Origin of the sequence: Salmonella sp. SSDFZ69 (genome assembly GCF_004010755.1) — a bacterium.
Lineage (GTDB): Bacteria > Pseudomonadota > Gammaproteobacteria > Enterobacterales > Enterobacteriaceae > Salmonella > Salmonella enterica.
The window spans coordinates 3,602,643-3,620,309 of the sequence record NZ_CP034831.1 but is presented as its reverse complement, the minus strand read 5'-3'; the positions used below and the strand labels follow the sequence as shown (position 1 = coordinate 3,620,309).

The 17,667-nt window shown below is 53.9% G+C and carries 13 protein-coding genes; all 13 read left to right on the top strand.

Annotation, left to right across the window (positions count from 1 at the left end; all coding sequences use genetic code 11):
• The first annotated feature begins 29 nt into the window (after window positions 1–29).
• The 13 genes from bamA (at window position 30) to tilS (ending at window position 17,631) form a co-directional block, all read left to right on the top strand.
• Window positions 30–2,462: an outer membrane protein assembly factor BamA gene (gene bamA, locus EOS98_RS18085; RefSeq protein WP_001240931.1), complete on the top strand. Its 2,433-nt coding sequence runs from the start codon at window positions 30–32 to the stop codon at window positions 2,460–2,462.
• 122 nt (window positions 2,463–2,584) lie between these two features.
• Window positions 2,585–3,070 carry a molecular chaperone Skp gene (gene skp, locus EOS98_RS18080; protein WP_000758966.1) on the top strand — a complete coding sequence of 162 codons (486 nt, stop codon included), beginning with the start codon at window positions 2,585–2,587 and terminating at the stop codon, window positions 3,068–3,070.
• Between the two features lie 3 nt (window positions 3,071–3,073).
• Window positions 3,074–4,099 carry a UDP-3-O-(3-hydroxymyristoyl)glucosamine N-acyltransferase gene (lpxD, locus tag EOS98_RS18075; protein ID WP_001139265.1) on the top strand — a complete coding sequence of 342 codons (1,026 nt, stop codon included), beginning with the start codon at window positions 3,074–3,076 and terminating at the stop codon, window positions 4,097–4,099.
• A gap of 105 nt (window positions 4,100–4,204) precedes the next feature.
• Window positions 4,205–4,660, top strand: a complete 456-nt coding sequence (fabZ, locus tag EOS98_RS18070) for a 3-hydroxyacyl-ACP dehydratase FabZ (protein ID WP_000210741.1) — start codon at window positions 4,205–4,207, stop codon at window positions 4,658–4,660.
• Between the two features lie 3 nt (window positions 4,661–4,663).
• A complete protein-coding gene (lpxA, locus tag EOS98_RS18065; RefSeq protein WP_000565950.1) occupies window positions 4,664–5,452 on the top strand; it encodes an acyl-ACP--UDP-N-acetylglucosamine O-acyltransferase in 789 nt (262 codons plus the stop codon).
• Window positions 5,452–6,600 carry a lipid-A-disaccharide synthase gene (gene lpxB / locus EOS98_RS18060; protein WP_000741216.1) on the top strand — a complete coding sequence of 383 codons (1,149 nt, stop codon included), beginning with the start codon at window positions 5,452–5,454 and terminating at the stop codon, window positions 6,598–6,600. Before lpxA ends, lpxB begins: the two co-directional genes overlap by 1 nt.
• The gene (gene rnhB, locus EOS98_RS18055; protein WP_000569411.1) at window positions 6,597–7,193 is read left to right on the top strand and encodes a ribonuclease HII; all 597 of its coding nucleotides are present in this window, start codon (window positions 6,597–6,599) and stop codon (window positions 7,191–7,193) included. Before lpxB ends, rnhB begins: the two co-directional genes overlap by 4 nt.
• Window positions 7,194–7,216: 23 nt before the next feature.
• Window positions 7,217–10,699, top strand: coding sequence for a DNA polymerase III subunit alpha (dnaE, locus tag EOS98_RS18050; RefSeq protein ID WP_058805794.1), 3,483 nt, complete (start codon window positions 7,217–7,219; stop codon window positions 10,697–10,699).
• A 12-nt stretch (window positions 10,700–10,711) separates the two neighbouring features.
• Complete coding sequence (accA, locus tag EOS98_RS18045) at window positions 10,712–11,671, top strand: acetyl-CoA carboxylase carboxyl transferase subunit alpha (RefSeq protein WP_000055753.1); 960 nt, start codon at window positions 10,712–10,714, stop codon at window positions 11,669–11,671.
• Between the two features lie 179 nt (window positions 11,672–11,850).
• Window positions 11,851–13,614 (top strand): chitinase, encoded by a 1,764-nt coding sequence (locus EOS98_RS18040; protein ID WP_000524171.1) that lies wholly within the window; start codon window positions 11,851–11,853, stop codon window positions 13,612–13,614.
• Window positions 13,615–13,689: 75 nt separating this feature from the next.
• The gene (ldcC, locus tag EOS98_RS18035) at window positions 13,690–15,831 is read left to right on the top strand and encodes a lysine decarboxylase LdcC (RefSeq protein ID WP_001021042.1); all 2,142 of its coding nucleotides are present in this window, start codon (window positions 13,690–13,692) and stop codon (window positions 15,829–15,831) included.
• Between the two features lie 55 nt (window positions 15,832–15,886).
• Window positions 15,887–16,276 (top strand): VOC family protein, encoded by a 390-nt coding sequence (locus EOS98_RS18030; RefSeq protein WP_000901086.1) that lies wholly within the window; start codon window positions 15,887–15,889, stop codon window positions 16,274–16,276.
• 62 nt (window positions 16,277–16,338) lie between these two features.
• Window positions 16,339–17,631, top strand: coding sequence for a tRNA lysidine(34) synthetase TilS (gene tilS / locus EOS98_RS18025; RefSeq protein ID WP_000210036.1), 1,293 nt, complete (start codon window positions 16,339–16,341; stop codon window positions 17,629–17,631).
• Window positions 17,632–17,667 lie beyond the last annotated feature (36 nt).

The following is a 17,667-nucleotide window of genomic DNA, read 5'->3' as shown; positions in this document are numbered from 1 at the left end:
GAGTTAGTTAGGAAGAACGCATAATAACGATGGCGATGAAAAAGTTGCTCATAGCGTCGCTGCTGTTCAGCAGCGCCACCGTATACGGTGCTGAAGGGTTCGTAGTGAAGGACATTCATTTCGAAGGCCTGCAGCGAGTCGCCGTTGGTGCGGCTCTCCTCAGTATGCCGGTGCGCACAGGCGACACGGTTAATGATGAAGATATCAGTAACACCATTCGCGCTCTGTTCGCCACCGGCAACTTTGAGGACGTCCGCGTCCTGCGCGATGGTAATACCCTTCTGGTTCAGGTAAAAGAACGTCCGACCATTGCCAGCATCACTTTCTCCGGGAACAAGTCGGTGAAAGATGACATGCTCAAGCAAAACCTCGAAGCGTCTGGCGTACGTGTTGGCGAGTCTCTGGATCGCACCACGTTGTCTGATATCGAAAAAGGTCTGGAAGACTTTTACTATAGCGTAGGTAAATACAGCGCCAGCGTTAAGGCGGTCGTCACGCCGCTACCGCGCAACCGTGTTGATCTTAAACTGGTGTTCCAGGAGGGCGTATCGGCGAAGATCCAACAGATCAACATCGTCGGTAACCATGCCTTTAGCACTGAAGAACTCATTTCTCATTTCCAGTTGCGTGACGAAGTGCCGTGGTGGAATGTCGTCGGCGATCGTAAATACCAGAAACAGAAGCTGGCGGGCGACCTTGAAACCTTGCGCAGCTACTATCTGGATCGCGGCTACGCGCGTTTCAATATTGACTCCACGCAAGTGAGTCTGACGCCGGATAAGAAAGGGATCTACATCACCGTCAATATCACCGAAGGCGATCAGTACAAGCTTTCCGGGGTTCAGGTGAGCGGTAACCTGGCCGGACATTCCGCTGAAATTGAGAAACTGACGAAAATTGAACCGGGCGAGCTCTATAACGGCACCAAAGTGACCAAAATGGAAGATGACATCAAAAAGCTTCTGGGTCGCTATGGTTACGCCTATCCGCGCGTGCAGTCACAGCCTGAAATTAACGATGCTGACAAAACCGTAAAACTGCGCGTGAACGTCGATGCGGGCAACCGTTTCTACGTGCGTAAGATCCGCTTTGAAGGCAACGACACCTCAAAAGATTCCGTTCTGCGCCGTGAAATGCGCCAGATGGAAGGGGCGTGGCTGGGCAGCGACCTGGTTGACCAGGGGAAAGAGCGTCTGAACCGTCTCGGCTTCTTTGAAACCGTCGACACCGACACGCAGCGCGTTCCGGGTAGCCCGGATCAGGTTGATGTGGTGTACAAGGTGAAAGAGCGCAACACCGGTAGCTTTAACTTCGGTATCGGTTACGGTACAGAAAGCGGCGTTAGCTTCCAGGCCGGCGTTCAGCAGGACAACTGGTTAGGTACCGGTTATTCCGTGGGGATTAACGGTACCAAAAACGACTACCAGACCTACAGCGAACTGTCCGTTACTAACCCATACTTTACCGTTGACGGCGTGAGCCTCGGTGGTCGTATCTTCTATAACGACTTCCAGGCGGACGATGCGGATCTATCCGACTATACCAACAAGAGTTACGGTACGGATGTGACGCTTGGCTTCCCCATCAACGAGTACAACACGTTGCGTGCTGGTTTAGGGTATGTGCATAACTCCCTGTCCAATATGGAACCGCAGGTTGCAATGTGGCGTTATCTGGCATCAATGGGTCAGTATCCGAGTACTAATGATCAGGATAATAGTTTTAGCACTGATGACTTCACCTTTAACTACGGCTGGACCTACAACAAACTAGACCGTGGTTACTTCCCGACGGAAGGTACGCGTATCAACCTGACGGGTAAGGTGACGATTCCGGGATCGGATAACGAATACTATAAAGCGACGTTGGATACCGCGACCTATGTACCGATCGATAACGATCATAAGTGGGTCATTCTGGGCCGTACCCGCTTTGGTTATGGCGATGGTTTAGGCGGTAAAGAAATGCCGTTCTATGAGAACTTCTATGCCGGTGGTTCCAGTACCGTTCGTGGCTTCCAGTCCAATACCATTGGTCCTAAGGCGGTCTATTATCCCTATAACCCTAAAAATTACGATGCTGATGAAGACTACGATTGCGCGACGCAGGACGGCGCAAAAGATATGTGTAAGTCGGATGATGCGGTAGGGGGTAACGCGATGGCGGTCGCCAGCCTGGAATTTATCACGCCGACGCCGTTTATCAGCGAGAAATATGCTAATTCGGTCCGTACTTCTTTCTTCTGGGATATGGGGACCGTCTGGGATACTAACTGGGATTCCAGCCAGTATTCTGGTTATCCGGACTACAGCGATCCGAGCAACATCCGTATGTCCGCGGGTATCGCATTACAATGGATGTCCCCATTGGGGCCGTTGGTCTTCTCCTACGCCCAGCCGTTTAAAAAGTACGATGGAGACAAAGCCGAGCAGTTCCAGTTTAACATTGGTAAAACCTGGTAATTGTTCACTGCAAAGGAATGCATTGGTAGTGTAGCGATGACTTTTGGCGATGCCCCCAGGGATCGCCAGGCCACGCAAAGAGCTGTACCTTCGGGTGCAAATGGGATGGTAAGGAGTTTATTGTGAAAAAGTGGTTATTAGCTGCAGGTCTTGGTTTGGCGATGGTAACGTCCGCACAGGCTGCTGACAAAATTGCAATCGTCAACATGGGTAATCTGTTCCAACAGGTTGCGCAGAAGACGGGTGTATCCAATACACTGGAAAACGAATTTAAAGGCCGTGCGGCTGAACTGCAAAAAATGGAAACCGATCTGCAATCTAAAATGCAGCGTCTGCAATCCATGAAAGCAGGTAGCGATCGTACTAAGCTGGAAAAAGACGTGATGTCTCAGCGCCAGACTTTCGCGCAAAAAGCGCAGGCTTTTGAGAAAGATCGCGCTCGTCGTTCCAACGAAGAACGCAACAAACTGGTGACTCGTATCCAGACTGCGGTGAAAAAAGTGGCTAACGACCAGAGTATCGATCTGGTGGTAGACGCAAACACCGTTGCTTACAACAGCAGCGATGTGAAAGACATCACCGCTGACGTACTGAAACAGGTTAAATAAGTAATGCCTTCAATTCGACTGGCTGACTTAGCAGAACAGTTGGATGCAGAATTACACGGTGATGGCGATATCGTCATCACCGGCGTTGCGTCCATGCAATCTGCAACAACAGGCCACATTACGTTTATGGTAAATCCTAAGTACCGTGAACACTTAGGTTTATGCCAGGCTTCTGCGGTTGTCATGACGCAGGACGATCTTCCTTTTGCTAAGAGCGCGGCGCTGGTAGTTAAAAATCCCTACCTGACCTACGCGCGCATGGCGCAAATTTTAGATACTACGCCGCAGCCCGCGCAGAATATCGCGCCAAGCGCCGTGATTGATGCGACGGCAACGCTGGGTAGCAATGTTTCAGTCGGCGCGAATGCGGTGATTGAATCTGGCGTACAACTGGGCGATAACGTGGTTATCGGCGCAGGCTGTTTCGTCGGAAAAAATAGCAAAATCGGGGCGGGTTCACGCTTGTGGGCGAACGTAACGATTTACCACGACATTCAGATCGGTGAGAATTGCCTGATCCAGTCCAGTACGGTGATCGGCGCGGACGGTTTTGGCTACGCTAACGATCGTGGCAACTGGGTGAAGATCCCACAACTGGGCCGGGTCATTATTGGCGATCGTGTCGAGATCGGCGCTTGTACCACCATTGACCGTGGCGCGTTGGATGATACTGTTATTGGCAATGGCGTGATTATTGATAATCAGTGCCAGATTGCACATAACGTCGTGATTGGCGACAATACGGCAGTTGCCGGTGGCGTCATTATGGCGGGTAGCCTGAAGATTGGCCGTTACTGCATGATTGGCGGCGCCAGCGTGATCAATGGGCATATGGAAATATGCGACAAAGTCACGGTAACTGGCATGGGTATGGTGATGCGTCCCATCACGGAACCGGGCGTCTACTCCTCAGGCATTCCGCTGCAACCCAACAAAGTATGGCGTAAAACTGCTGCACTGGTGATGAACATTGATGATATGAGCAAGCGTCTCAAAGCGATTGAGCGCAAGGTTAATCAACAAGACTAACGTTTCGCCTTGTAGTTGCCATTCTTTTCCGGCCTGTCACATTCATACGATTGCGGCAGGCCGTGTTATTATTGCCTTTTTGTATATTTGGACAGGAAGAGTATTTTGACTACTAACACTCATACTCTGCAGATTGAAGAGATTTTAGAGCTTCTGCCGCACCGTTTTCCGTTTTTACTGGTCGATCGCGTGCTGGACTTTGAAGAAGGTCGTTTTCTGCGTGCGGTGAAAAATGTCTCCGTCAACGAGCCGTTTTTCCAGGGGCATTTCCCGGGCAAACCGATTTTGCCAGGCGTGCTGATTCTGGAAGCGATGGCGCAGGCAACCGGTATTCTGGCGTTTAAAAGCGTTGGTAAACTGGAACCTGGCGAACTGTATTATTTCGCGGGTATTGATGAAGCGCGCTTTAAGCGTCCGGTGGTGCCAGGCGATCAGATGATCATGGAAGTCACTTTCGAGAAAACGCGCCGTGGCCTGACCCGCTTTAAAGGGGTTGCGCTGGTCGACGGTAAAGTTGTGTGCGAAGCAACCATGATGTGTGCTCGTAGCCGGGAGGCCTGATTCGTGATTGATAAATCCGCCTTTATTCATCCTACCGCCATTGTGGAAGACGGCGCTGTAATTGGCGCTAATGCCCACATTGGTCCCTTTTGTATTGTTGGGCCGCAGGTCGAAATTGGTGAGGGAACCGTACTGAAGTCTCATGTGGTCGTGAATGGTCAAACCAAAATCGGCCGCGACAACGAGATTTATCAGTTTGCCTCCATCGGTGAAGTGAACCAGGATCTGAAATATGCGGGTGAGCCGACCCGTGTGGAAATTGGCGATCGTAACCGCATCCGCGAAAGCGTCACCATTCATCGTGGTACAGTGCAGGGCGGTGGGTTGACGAAGGTGGGTAGCGATAACCTGCTGATGATCAATGCGCATGTCGCACATGATTGTACGGTAGGTAATCGCTGTATCCTCGCCAACAACGCCACGCTGGCGGGGCACGTATCAGTCGATGATTTTGCGATTATCGGCGGTATGACGGCAGTTCATCAATTCTGCATTATCGGTGCGCATGTGATGGTCGGCGGCTGCTCCGGCGTGGCGCAGGATGTCCCTCCGTATGTGATTGCGCAGGGTAACCATGCGACGCCGTTCGGGGTAAATATCGAAGGGCTGAAGCGTCGCGGCTTTAGCCGTGAAGGGCTGGTGGCGATTCGTAATGCCTACAAACTGTTGTACCGCAGTGGTAAAACGCTCGACGAAGCGAAGCTGGAAATCGCTGAACTTGCTGAAAAGCATCCGGAAGTGAAGGCGTTTACCGAGTTCTTTGAGCGTTCAACGCGTGGTCCGATTCGTTAATGGCGGCACAGCGTCCTTTAACGATTGCCCTGGTCGCCGGTGAAACGTCCGGCGATATTCTTGGCGCAGGCTTAATTCGTGCGCTGAAAGCGCGCGTACCCAACGCCCGTTTTGTGGGCGTTGCGGGGCCGCGTATGCAGGCCGAAGGGTGTGAAGCCTGGTACGAAATGGAAGAGCTGGCGGTCATGGGCATTGTTGAAGTGCTCGGACGTTTACGCCGTTTGTTGCATATCCGCGCCGATCTGACCCGCCGTTTTACCGAGCTCAAGCCCGATGTCTTTGTCGGGATTGATGCCCCTGATTTCAACATTACCCTCGAAGGTAATCTGAAAAAGCAAGGGATTAAGACCATTCATTATGTCAGCCCGTCCGTTTGGGCCTGGCGACAGAAACGCGTTTTCAAAATAGGCAGATCCACCCATATGGTGCTGGCTTTTCTGCCTTTCGAAAAAGCGTTTTACGATAAATTTAACGTCCCGTGCCGCTTTATCGGTCACACCATGGCGGATGCCATGCCGCTGGACCCGGATAAAAATGCGGCGCGCGACGTGCTGGGTATCCCGCATGACGCCCATTGTCTGGCGCTACTGCCAGGCAGCCGTGGCGCGGAAGTAGAAATGCTCAGCGCCGACTTCCTGAAAACCGCACAATTGCTGCGACAGCGCTATCCCGATCTGGAAGTGGTCGTGCCGCTGGTAAACGCGAAACGCCGCGAGCAGTTTGAAAAAATTAAAGCGGAGGTTGCGCCGGATCTCGCCGTTCATTTGCTGGACGGCATGGCGCGCGAGGCGATGATCGCCAGCGACGCGGCTCTGCTGGCCTCGGGTACGGCGGCGCTGGAGTGTATGCTGGCAAAATGCCCGATGGTAGTGGGGTATCGTATGAAGCCCTTCACTTTCTGGCTGGCGAAACGTCTGGTGAAAACGGAGTATGTGTCTTTGCCTAACCTGCTGGCGGGAAGAGAATTAGTCAAAGAGCTGTTGCAGGAAGAGTGCGAACCGCAAAAACTCGCCGAAGCGCTGTTGCCGCTACTGGCGAACGGTAAAACCAGCCATGCGATGCACGACACCTTCCGTGAATTGCATCAGCAGATCCGCTGTAATGCCGATGAGCAGGCGGCAGATGCCGTCCTGGAGTTAGCACAATGATCGAATTTGTTTATCCACACACACATTTAGTGGCGGGTGTGGATGAAGTGGGCCGTGGCCCGCTGGTGGGCGCCGTAGTGACCGCCGCCGTGATCCTCGATCCGGCTCGTCCGATCGTCGGTCTGAATGATTCCAAAAAATTGTCTGAAAAGCGTCGTCTGTCATTGTATGACGAGATTAAAGAAAAGGCGTTAAGCTGGAGTCTGGGACGCGCGGAAGCGCATGAAATTGATGAGCTGAATATTTTGCACGCCACCATGCTCGCCATGCAGCGCGCTGTCGCTGGTCTGCATATTGCGCCAGAATATGTGCTGATCGACGGCAATCGCTGTCCGGCGCTGCCTGTGCCGTCAATGGCCGTGGTGAAAGGCGACAGCCGCGTGGCGGAGATTAGCGCGGCGTCTATTCTGGCGAAAGTCACCCGCGACGCAGAAATGGCGGCGCTGGATATCGTTTTTCCTCAGTATGGCTTTGCGCAGCACAAAGGCTATCCAACCGCTTTTCATCTGGAAAAGTTGGCCCAGTATGGCGCGACGGCGCACCACCGACGCAGTTTTGCGCCTGTTAAACGCGCTCTGGGACTTGTGTCCTGATTCTTGTATCGAGAAATCTGAAGATGTCTGAACCACGTTTCGTTCACCTGCGGGTGCACAGCGACTACTCTATGATCGATGGGCTGGCGAAGACCGGGCCGCTGGTGAAAAAGGCGGCCTCATTAGGTATGCCTGCGCTGGCGATCACCGATTTTACCAACCTCTGCGGTCTGGTGAAGTTCTACGGAGCGGGTCATGGCGCGGGCATTAAACCCATCGTCGGGGCGGACTTTAACGTTCACAACGAACTGCTGGGAGATGAGCTGACTCATCTGACGGTACTGGCGGCGAATAATACGGGATACCAGAACCTGACGTTGCTGATCTCGAAAGCGTATCAGCGCGGCTACGGCGCGGCAGGCCCGATTATCGAGCGCGACTGGCTGGTAGAGCTTAAAGAAGGTTTGATCCTGCTTTCCGGCGGGCGCATGGGCGACGTAGGCCGCTGTCTGCTACGCGGCAACCAGGCGCTGGTGGAGGAGTGCGTTGCTTTCTATGAAGCGCATTTTCCCGATCGCTACTTCCTGGAATTGATCCGTACCGGCAGACAGGATGAAGAGACCTATCTCCATGCTGCGGTTGAGCTGGCTGAGGCACGTGGTTTGCCGGTTGTCGCGACAAACGATGTCCGTTTTCTTGAAAGCGATGATTTTGACGCCCATGAAATTCGTGTCGCGATCCACGACGGTTTCACGCTTGACGATCCTAAGCGTCCACGCAATTACTCGCCGCAGCAGTATATGCGCAGTGAAGAAGAAATGTGCGAGCTGTTCTCCGATATTCCGGAGGCGCTGGAAAATACGGTGGAGATTGCCAAACGCTGCAACGTAACGGTGCGTCTGGGTGAATATTTCCTGCCGCAGTTCCCGACCGGCGATATGACCACCGAAGATTATCTGGTCAAAAAAGCGAAAGAGGGGCTGGAAGAGCGTCTGGCTTTCCTGTTTCCGGACGAAGAAGAGCGCAAAAAGCGTCGCCCGGAATATGACGAGCGTCTGGATATTGAACTACAGGTTATCAACCAGATGGGGTTCCCTGGCTACTTCCTCATCGTGATGGAGTTTATCCAGTGGTCAAAAGATAACGGCGTGCCGGTAGGGCCGGGACGTGGTTCCGGGGCTGGTTCGCTGGTGGCCTACGCGCTGAAAATTACCGACCTTGATCCGCTGGAGTTTGACCTGCTGTTCGAACGTTTCCTGAACCCGGAACGTGTCTCGATGCCTGACTTCGACGTTGACTTCTGTATGGAGAAACGCGACCAGGTGATTGAGCACGTCGCAGACATGTACGGGCGTGATGCGGTATCGCAGATTATCACCTTTGGTACGATGGCGGCGAAAGCCGTTATCCGCGATGTGGGCCGCGTGCTGGGGCATCCGTACGGTTTTGTGGATCGTATCTCGAAGCTGGTGCCGCCCGATCCGGGCATGACGCTGGCAAAAGCCTTTGAAGCGGAACCGCAACTGCCGGAAATTTACGAGGCGGACGAAGAGGTCAGAGCGCTGATCGATATGGCGCGTAAGCTCGAAGGCGTCACGCGTAACGCCGGTAAGCACGCTGGCGGCGTGGTCATCGCGCCGACCAAAATTACCGACTTTGCGCCGCTGTACTGCGATGAAGAGGGCAAGCATCCGGTTACCCAGTTTGATAAAAGCGACGTGGAATATGCCGGGCTGGTGAAGTTCGACTTCCTCGGTTTGCGTACGCTGACTATCATCAACTGGGCGCTGGAGATGATCAACAAGCGGCGGGCGAAGAATGGCGAGCCACCGCTGGATATCGCCGCCATTCCGCTGGACGATAAAAAAAGCTTCGACATGCTGCAGCGCTCGGAAACCACGGCGGTCTTCCAGCTTGAATCGCGCGGCATGAAAGATCTGATCAAACGTCTGCAGCCAGACTGCTTTGAAGATATGATCGCACTGGTGGCCCTGTTCCGTCCCGGCCCGTTGCAGTCAGGGATGGTAGATAACTTTATCGACCGTAAGCACGGTCGTGAAGAACTCTCTTACCCGGACGTTCAGTGGCAGCATGAAAGCCTGAAGCCGGTACTGGAGCCGACCTACGGCATCATTCTGTATCAGGAACAGGTGATGCAGATTGCCCAGGTACTTTCCGGGTATACTCTCGGCGGCGCGGATATGCTGCGTCGTGCGATGGGTAAGAAAAAGCCGGAGGAGATGGCCAAACAGCGTTCCGTTTTTGAAGAGGGCGCGAAAAAGAACGGTATCGACGGCGAACTGGCGATGAAAATCTTTGACCTGGTGGAGAAATTCGCCGGTTACGGGTTTAACAAATCGCACTCCGCCGCTTATGCGCTGGTTTCTTACCAGACGCTATGGCTAAAGGCGCACTATCCGGCTGAATTTATGGCGGCGGTGATGACTGCCGATATGGACAACACCGAGAAGGTCGTCGGCCTGGTGGACGAGTGCTGGCGGATGGGACTGAAAATTCTGCCGCCGGATATTAACTCCGGATTGTACCATTTCCACGTTAACGATGAGGGCGAGATCGTCTACGGTATCGGCGCGATCAAAGGCGTCGGCGAAGGGCCGATCGAAGCGATCATCGACGCGCGTAATCAGGGCGGCTATTTCCGCGAGCTGTTTGATCTGTGCGCGCGGACCGACACCAAAAAGCTCAACCGCCGGGTGCTGGAAAAGCTGATCATGTCCGGGGCGTTCGACCGCCTGGGGCCGCACCGCGCCGCGCTGATGAACTCATTGGGCGATGCGCTGAAAGCCGCCGACCAGCACGCCAAAGCGGAAGCTATCGGTCAGGCGGATATGTTCGGCGTACTGGCGGAAGAGCCGGAGCAAATCGAGCAATCCTATGCCAGCTGCCAGCCGTGGCCGGAGCAGGTGGTGTTAGATGGGGAACGTGAAACGTTGGGGCTGTACCTGACGGGCCACCCCATCAATCAGTATTTAAAAGAAATTGAGCGCTATGTCGGCGGGGTAAGGCTCAAAGACATGCATCCGACAGAACGTGGTAAAGTCACCACGGCTGCGGGGCTCGTGATTGCCGCAAGGGTTATGGTCACCAAGCGCGGCAATCGTATCGGCATCTGTACGCTGGATGACCGTTCCGGGCGTCTGGAAGTGATGTTATTTACCGACGCGCTGGATAAATACCAGCAGTTGCTGGAAAAAGACCGCATACTTATCGTCAGCGGACAGGTCAGCTTTGATGACTTCAGCGGGGGGCTTAAAATGACCGCCCGCGAAGTGATGGATATTGACGAAGCTCGCGAAAAATACGCTCGCGGGCTTGCTATCTCGCTGACGGACAGGCAAATTGATGACCAGCTTTTAAACCGACTCCGTCAGTCTCTGGAACCCCACCGCTCGGGGACCATTCCAGTACATCTCTACTATCAGAGGGCGGATGCGCGTGCGCGGCTGCGTTTTGGCGCAACGTGGCGTGTCTCTCCGAGCGATCGTTTACTTAACGATCTGCGTGGCCTCATTGGTTCGGAGCAGGTGGAACTGGAGTTTGACTAATACAGGAATACTATGAGTCTGAATTTCCTTGATTTTGAACAGCCGATAGCAGAGCTGGAAGCGAAAATCGATTCTCTGACTGCGGTAAGCCGCCAGGATGAGAAACTGGATATTAATATCGATGAAGAAGTCCATCGCCTGCGCGAAAAAAGCGTAGAACTGACGCGCAAAATCTTCGCCGATCTCGGCGCATGGCAGGTAGCCCAACTGGCGCGCCATCCGCAGCGTCCGTACACCCTGGATTATGTCCGTCTGGCGTTTGATGAGTTTGATGAGCTGGCGGGCGATCGCGCCTATGCTGATGACAAAGCCATCGTCGGCGGTATCGCGCGTCTGGAAGGGCGGCCGGTGATGATCATTGGTCATCAGAAAGGTCGTGAAACCAAAGAAAAAATTCGTCGTAACTTTGGCATGCCAGCGCCGGAAGGCTACCGCAAAGCGCTGCGCCTGATGGAAATGGCTGAACGCTTCAACATGCCGATTATCACCTTCATCGACACCCCGGGCGCTTACCCTGGCGTGGGCGCGGAAGAGCGTGGTCAGTCTGAAGCCATCGCCCGCAACCTGCGTGAGATGTCTCGTCTGAACGTACCGGTCATCTGCACCGTGATTGGCGAAGGCGGCTCCGGCGGCGCATTGGCGATTGGTGTGGGTGATAAAGTGAATATGCTGCAATACAGCACCTATTCCGTTATCTCCCCGGAAGGTTGCGCCTCTATTTTGTGGAAGAGCGCCGACAAAGCGCCATTGGCTGCTGAAGCAATGGGCATCATCGCGCCGCGTCTGAAAGAGCTGAAGCTAATCGATTCCATCATTCCGGAGCCGCTGGGCGGCGCGCACCGTAATCCGGAAGCGATGGCGGCGTCGCTAAAAGCGCAGCTGCTGGAAGATTTAGCCGATCTCGATGTGTTAAGCACCGATGATTTAAAAAACCGTCGTTACCAGCGTTTGATGAGCTACGGTTACGCCTAATCATTTACCTCATTTTTCCCAGGAGGCCGGATAATCCGGCCTCTTTTTTTTGGACGAGGAAAAATGAGACGCCGATGAGTTGATGTGATTAAACGCAACAGCATGTTCTCCCTGACACTGTAGCAACTGCCAGGCGTGTGGCCAGGGCAGGCAGTGAACTACCCTTCAAGGAGAAAATTATGGGATTGCAAAAAACACTGGCGCTCAGCGCCGTGGCGGCAGGGATCATGTTGAGCTTATCCGGTGCGCAGGCCGCGCCGCTGCTTAGCAGTAGTGAGCCAATGACCATCAACGCCAGCGATCTGGCGGCGAAAGAGAAAGCGCTGACGGATTTTCCGTTAATGGAAGCAGTGAAATCCTCTATCCAGACGTTGGATAACAGCGCGGTCGAACAAATCGAACCGGGGCGCGCCGCTAACCCGGCAAACGTAAAACGCGTTGAAAGTATTCTGAAAGAGGCCGACTGGGATTATCTGTTCCCGATGCGCGCGCCGGAATACACTTACTCTAACTTCCTGAAAGCGATAGGTAAATTCCCGGCGGTTTGTGGTACCTACACCGATGGACGCGATAGCGACGCCATCTGCCGTAAAACCCTGGCTACTATGTTTGCGCATTTTGCCCAGGAGACGGGCGGTCACGAAAGCTGGCGTGACATTCCGGAATGGCGTCAGGCGCTGGTCTATCTGCGCGAAGTCGGCTGGACTGAAGGGCAGAAAGGCGGCTACAACGGCGAATGTAACCCGGATGTATGGCAGGGCCAGACCTGGCCGTGCGGTAAAGATAAGGACGGCGATTTCCTCAGCTATTTTGGTCGCGGGGCAAAACAGCTTTCTTATAACTACAACTATGGGCCTTTCTCTGACGCGATGTATGGCGACGTTCGCCCTCTGCTGGATAAACCCGAGCTGGTGGCGGATACCTGGATGAACCTGGCGAGCGCCGTCTTCTTCTTTGTGTATCCGCAGCCGCCGAAGCCGTCTATGCTACATGTGATTGACGGTACCTGGCAGCCAAACGATCGCGATAAAGCAAACGGCCTGGTATCAGGTTTCGGCGTCACCATTCAGATCATCAATGGCGGCGTGGAGTGCGGCGGCGCAGATGAGAATGCGCAGTCGCTTAACCGTATCGCCTACTACAAAGAGTTTGCCAACTACCTGAAAGTGCCGGTGCCGGCTGACGAAGTGTTGGGCTGTAAAAAGATGAAGCAGTTCGATGAAGGCGGCGCTGGCGCGTTACCGATCTATTGGGAACAAGACTGGGGCTGGAGCGCCGATACTGCGGACGGTAAAACCTATTCCTGCCAGTTAGTGGGATATCAGACGCCGTATACCGCCTTTAAAGAGGGCGACTACACGAAATGTGTACAGCATTATTTCAACGTTAATGTCGTCGATGATAGCGGAACCACTGAACCGGATGTCACGCCAACTCCGGCGCCAGTGACGGATGAAAACGTGGCGCCAGTCGCGCGCATTGCCGGACCGGTCGGGGCGGTGGAAGCTGGTAGCCCGGTTTCACTCAGCGCGGAAGGATCGACCGACGCGAATGGCGACAAGCTCACCTATACCTGGATGTCGCAGGATGGCAAAACGCTGAGCGGCCAGGATAAAGCCGTTGTGATTTTCAACGCGCCGGATGTCACTCAGAACACCCAGTATGTGGTGAATCTGACCGTTAGCGACGGTACGCTCTCCAGTACAGCGGTTTATACGCTGAATGTGAAAGCGAAGGCCGCCGCTGCGGATGACGAAGATAAGACCACCAGCTATCCTGCCTGGAGCAGCAGCCAGAAATGGAATCCGGGCGACATCGTCAACAGTAATGGCGCATTGTACCAGTGCAAACCGTTCCCGGAAGGCTCATGGTGTAATGTTGCGCCTGCCTACTATGAGCCCGGCGTAGGGATTGCCTGGGCCGATGCATGGAACGCATTGTAATAAGATAAATCCTGTCGGTGCTTTGCATCGGCAGGATTGTTACTATGCTTATCTCAGGTTTTTTCAGGAGAAAGCATGAACATCATCGCCATTATGGGGCCGCACGGGGTTTATTATAAAGATGAACCCATCAAGGAGCTTGAGCGTGCATTACAATCCCTGGGATTTCAAATTATCTGGCCGCAAAATAGCGTTGACTTGTTGAAGTTTATTGAACATAACCCGCGCATCTGCGGCGTTATTTTTGATTGGGATGAATACAGTCTCGACCTTTGTAGCGAAATCAACCAGCTAAATGAATACCTTCCTCTCTACGCCTTTATCAATACCAACTCCACGCTGGACGTTAGCGTTCACGATATGCGCATGGCGCTGTGGTTTTTTGAGTATGCGTTGGGGCTGGCTGAAGATATCGCGACGCGCATTCATCAATATACAAACGAATATCTCGATAATATTACGCCACCGTTTACCAAAGCGCTGTTTACCTACGCCAAAGAAGGAAAATATACCTTTTGTACGCCGGGTCATATGGCGGGAACGGCGTATCAGAAAAGTCCGCCAGGCTGTCTGTTTTATGACTTTTTTGGCGGCAATACCTTAAAAGCTGATGTGTCGATTTCGGTGACTGAACTGGGATCGCTGCTGGATCACACCGGGCCGCATCTGGAAGCGGAAGAGTATATCGCCCGTACTTTTGGCGCCGAGCAGAGTTATATGGTGACGAACGGTACGTCGACCTCGAATAAAATTGTCGGTATGTATGCCGCGCCTGCGGGAAGTACGCTACTTATTGATCGTAATTGCCATAAATCGCTGGCGCATTTGCTGATGATGAGCGATGTGGTGCCTCTCTGGTTGAAGCCGACGCGCAATGCGCTCGGTATTCTCGGCGGTATTCCTAAGCGTGAATTTACCCGCGACAGCATTGCGCGTAAGGTGGCGGAAACCGCGCAGGCGCAATGGCCGGTTCATGCGGTTATCACCAATTCGACTTACGATGGTCTGCTGTATAACACTAACTGGATCAAGCAGATGCTGGACGTTCCCTCGATCCATTTTGATTCCGCCTGGGTACCCTATACCCATTTCCATCCGATCTACCAGGGGAAAAGCGGGATGAGCGGCGATCGGGTGCCCGGAAAAGTGATTTTTGAAACGCAATCCACCCATAAAATGCTGGCGGCTTTTTCGCAGGCGTCGCTTATTCATATCAAAGGGGAATATGACGAAGAAACGTTTAACGAAGCGTTTATGATGCACACTTCCACATCGCCGAGCTATCCCATTGTCGCCTCTATCGAGACCGCGGCGGCGATGCTGCGCGGCAATCCAGGGAAAAGATTGATTAATCGTTCGGTGGAACGGGCGCTCCATTTTCGTAAAGAAGTACAGCGGTTACGTGAAGAGTCCGATAGCTGGTTCTTTGATATCTGGCAGCCGGAAGAGGTTGATGAGGCCGAATGCTGGCCGGTCACGCCGGGAGAAACCTGGCATGGCTTCGCCGATGCCGATGACGATCATATGTTCCTCGATCCGGTTAAGGTGACAATCCTGACGCCGGGGATGGATGAACAGGGCAACATGAGCGAAGAGGGGATACCCGCCGCGCTGGTGGCGAAGTTCCTCGATGAGCGAGGCGTAGTGGTGGAAAAAACCGGGCCGTATAATCTGCTGTTTTTGTTCAGCATAGGGATTGATAAGACCCGTGCGATGGGGCTGCTGCGCGGACTGACGGAATTTAAACGCGCCTACGATCTTAACCTGCGCGTCAAAAATATGTTGCCGGATCTGTATGCGGAAGATCCGGATTTTTATCGCAATATGCGCATTCAGGATCTGGCGCAGGGGATCCATAAACTGATCCGCCAGCACGATCTTCCGGGGCTGATGCTGCGGGCGTTCGAGGTTTTACCGGAGATGATTATGACCCCGCACCAGGCCTGGCAGCGTCAGATCAAAGGCGAGGTGGAAACCGTGGCGCTCGATCAACTGCCAGGGCGCGTTTCCGCGAATATGATCCTGCCTTATCCGCCAGGCGTTCCGCTGTTGATGCCCGGCGAGAGGATCACGCAACAGAGTCGGGCCGTGCTCGATTTTCTGCTGATGCTCTGCTCGATTGGCCAGCATTATCCCGGTTTTGAAACGGATATTCACGGCGCGAAACGGAATGAAGACGGGGTGTACCAGGTACGAGTCTTAAAACACGCCTGTTAGCTTGCCTGACGGGAATGTGACGAGTAACGTACTGATAATCAATAAAGGAGACGCTATGCTGGGATTAAAACAGGTTCATCACATCGCGATCATTGCGACAGACTATGCGGTGAGCAAGGCGTTTTACTGCGATATTCTGGGGTTCGATCTGCTAAGCGAAGCCTGGCGGGAAGAGCGTGACTCGTGGAAGGGCGATTTGGCGCTAAACGGGCAGTATGTGATTGAGCTTTTCTCTTTTCCCTTCCCTCCGGCGCGTCCAAGCCGACCTGAAGCCTGTGGCCTGCGCCATCTGGCTTTCAGCGTGGAAAATGTGGAAAACGCCGTTGCGCATCTGGAAAAGCATCAGGTTAAGTGCGAACCGATACGCATCGATCCGTATACCGGGAAGCGCTTTACTTTTTTCAACGATCCGGACGGTTTACCGCTTGAGCTGTATGAGCAGTAAGGCTTGTCATTAAGACGCTCGCCAGGTAACGTTGCCGGGCTAAGTCACTATAAGCATGGATCATGACCACTCTCACGTTGAATACCTCGTTACTCTCTTCTTGCCGTATTCTGGCTGCCTTTAGCGGCGGCCTGGATTCTACGGTGCTTCTGCATCAACTGGTGTTGTGGCGAGAACGCCACCCTGACGTTACGCTGCGTGCTATCCATATTCATCACGGTTTAAGCCCTCATGCTGATAGCTGGGTGCGGCATTGCGAAACCGTATGCGAACGCTGGCAGGTTCCGCTGGTAGTGGAGCGGGTGACGCTGGCAGATAATGGCCTGGGTATCGAGGCCCATGCGCGTGAAGCGCGCTACCGGGCGTTCGCACAGACGCTATTGCCTGGCGAAGTGCTGGCAACCGCGCAGCACCTTGACGATCAGTGTGAAACATTCCTGCTGGCGTTAAAGCGCGGCAGCGGTCCGGCCGGACTTTCCGCGATGGGAGAATGCTCGCCTTTTGCCGGAACTCTGCTTCTTCGCCCGCTGTTGAGAGAAACGCGGAAGACGCTGGAACAGTGGGCTGTGCGCCATGGCTTATGCTGGATTGAAGATGAAAGCAATCAGGATGACGCCTACGATCGCAATTTTTTACGCCTGCGCGCGCTTCCGCTCTTACAGCAGCGCTGGCCGCATTTTCCTGCGGCGGTAGCCCGTAGCGCGACGCTCTGCGCCGAGCAAGAAAGGCTGCTGGATGAGCTTCTGGCCAGCGATCTTACGGACTGTATCACGGCGGAGGGAACATTGCGGCTCTCTCCATTGATGTTGATGAGCGATGTACGGCGGGCAGCGATTTTGCGTCGCTGGCTGGCGATGCGTAATGCGCCGATGCCCTCTCGCGACGCGCTGGAACGTATCTGGCAGGAAGTGGCGCTGGCGCGCGACGACGCCTCTCCCTGTTTACGCTTTGGCGATCACGAGATTCGCCGTTATCAGTCGCAACTGTGGTGGATTAAAACCGTGGCCGGACAACACGAAACGACGGTCGTCTGGCCCGTCTGGCAAACACCGCTGGCGCTGCCTGCCGGCTTAGGGACGGTACAGCTCGTTCCTGGCGGCGAACTGCGCCGACCGCGAGAGGAAGAATCCGTCAGCATTCGGTTTAAAGCGCCAGGCGTATTACATATTGTCGGGCGTAACGGTGGACGTAAGTTAAAGAAAATCTGGCAGGAGCAGGGGATCCCGCCCTGGCGACGAGATACCACGCCGTTGTTGTTTTACGGCGAAACGCTGATTGCGGCTGCGGGTGTTTTTGTGACGCGTGAGGGAGCAGCAGAAGATAAAGAAGGGGTGAGTCTGGTTTGGCATGCCTGATGGCGCTGCGCTTATCAGGCCTGCGTATCGCATGGA

Coding starts and splice junctions, on each gene's coding strand:
- EOS98_RS18040 (WP_000524171.1), top strand. CDS start 11,851: ATGGGATTGCAAAAAACACTGGCGCTCAGCGCCGTGGCGGCAGGGATC.
- EOS98_RS18030 (WP_000901086.1), top strand. CDS start 15,887: ATGCTGGGATTAAAACAGGTTCATCACATCGCGATCATTGCGACAGAC.
- bamA (WP_001240931.1), top strand. CDS start 30: ATGGCGATGAAAAAGTTGCTCATAGCGTCGCTGCTGTTCAGCAGCGCC.
- lpxB (WP_000741216.1), top strand. CDS start 5,452: ATGGCGGCACAGCGTCCTTTAACGATTGCCCTGGTCGCCGGTGAAACG.
- lpxD (WP_001139265.1), top strand. CDS start 3,074: ATGCCTTCAATTCGACTGGCTGACTTAGCAGAACAGTTGGATGCAGAA.
- accA (WP_000055753.1), top strand. CDS start 10,712: ATGAGTCTGAATTTCCTTGATTTTGAACAGCCGATAGCAGAGCTGGAA.
- dnaE (WP_058805794.1), top strand. CDS start 7,217: ATGTCTGAACCACGTTTCGTTCACCTGCGGGTGCACAGCGACTACTCT.
- tilS (WP_000210036.1), top strand. CDS start 16,339: ATGACCACTCTCACGTTGAATACCTCGTTACTCTCTTCTTGCCGTATT.
- rnhB (WP_000569411.1), top strand. CDS start 6,597: ATGATCGAATTTGTTTATCCACACACACATTTAGTGGCGGGTGTGGAT.
- ldcC (WP_001021042.1), top strand. CDS start 13,690: ATGAACATCATCGCCATTATGGGGCCGCACGGGGTTTATTATAAAGAT.